The sequence below is a fragment of the Roseovarius spongiae genome (genome assembly GCF_003651245.1).
GTDB classification, from domain to species: domain Bacteria; phylum Pseudomonadota; class Alphaproteobacteria; order Rhodobacterales; family Rhodobacteraceae; genus Roseovarius; species Roseovarius spongiae.
In genome coordinates, this window is sequence record NZ_RAPE01000016.1 from 1 (window position 1) to 1535 (window position 1535).

At 59.5% G+C, this 1535-nt stretch carries 1 protein-coding gene; it reads right to left on the reverse strand.

The window, feature by feature from the left end; translation table 11 throughout:
• Positions 1-72: 72 nt before the first annotated feature.
• The gene (locus D6850_RS19190) at positions 73-1458 is read right to left on the reverse strand and encodes an IS1182 family transposase (RefSeq protein ID WP_121169227.1); all 1386 of its coding nucleotides are present in this window, start codon (positions 1456-1458) and stop codon (positions 73-75) included.
• Positions 1459-1535: the final 77 nt, after the last annotated feature.

The window sequence follows — 1535 nt, forward strand, 5'->3', positions numbered from 1 at the left end:
GATTCTGTTGAAAAACACCGTGTTGCTGACGCAGAAAACTTGGTGGTGAAGGGCGCGCGAGCGCCTTTTTTGTCAGGCTTTGCGCATTTGCTGCGGTGCCGGAAAAATCTTGGCCAGTTTCCGAAGGTTCTGGGCGGTGGCGGCGAGGAGGAATTCGTCATTTGCGCCGTATGGGCCGCGTAATCGGAGACGACCAAGACGCAGGATCCGTTTGAGGTGGGCAAACAGCATCTCCACCTTTTTCCGGAGCTTCATTGAGATGTCGTATTGCTTGGTCTTGGCGATGTCGCGGGCAACCTGGCGGGCGTCTTCGTGTTCCTCGCGGGTGATTGATCTGGCGTCAGCGTTCGGGCAGCATTTCTGTTTTGACGGGCATGCCTGGCAGGTCAGTTTCAGGGCGCGGTATTTGGTGCGTCCCTTGCCGGTTGGCCCCCGGTTCGGGTCGGAATAATTCCGGCGGAACTGTTTCAGTGCCTGACCCTCGGGGCAGATGTATTGATCGTTCTCGGCGTCCCATTCGAAGTCCGCTCGGCTCCATGTGCCGTCGGTACGGCCAGATTTGTCGAAGACGGGAATGTGCGGGGCGATCTTTCGGTCGACCAGCCAGCCCAGCATCGGCCCTGTGCCGTAGGCGGTGTCCGCGATCAGCCGTTCGGGATGGAGATCGAACCTGGCCTTCACACGGTCCAGCATGGTCTTTGTCGCCCCGACCTCGGCTTGCCGGATCGAACGCGTTGCTTCGACATCGACGATCACGCCGTGATCGGTGTCGATCAGGTAGTTGTCGGAATAACTGAAGAATGCCGGTCCTTTGCGCGCCGCCGTCCACTGGCTGGCCGGGTCGGAATGCGAGGTGAACTTGGGCTGGACTTCGCTGGCTGCACCGAATGCTGCCTCATCCAGCGTTTCGAGATACTCGCGCACGGCGCGGGGCGCATCGGCCGGGTCGATCCGTGCCGCGTCCCATTCCTCTTTGGGCGTCGAGTTCTGCTTGTTCGCGTCGGCCTCGATAAGGCTGGCGTCAACGGCCATGCGCTGGCCACTGACCAACCCTTCGGCGATGCAGCGTGCAACCGTCGTTTCGAACAGATGGCGCAGCAATTCGCTCTCGCGGAACCGGCCGTGCCGGTTCTTGGAAAACGTCGAGTGATCCGGAACCCGGTCGGCAAGGTCGAGACGGCAGAACCAGCGATAGGCCAGGTTCAGATGCACCTCCTCGCAGAGCCGCCGCTCGGAGCGGATGCCAAAGCAATAGCCAACCAGCAGCATCCGGATCAGCAACTCGGGGTCAACAGACGGACGCCCGGTATGGCTGTAGAATTGTGCCAGGTGCTGCCGAATACCGGACAGGTCTACGAAGCGGTCAATGGAGCGCAACAGGTGATCCTGCGGAACGTGGTCCTCTATTGAGAACTCGTAAAATAACGCCACTTGCGCCTCTTGCTTCGGTCCCAGCATCGCAGATCCCCCCGCTTCACTACCAAAAGTGAATCAGCGAACAGGCCCCAAATCAACAAGAGTTTTTCAACAAAATA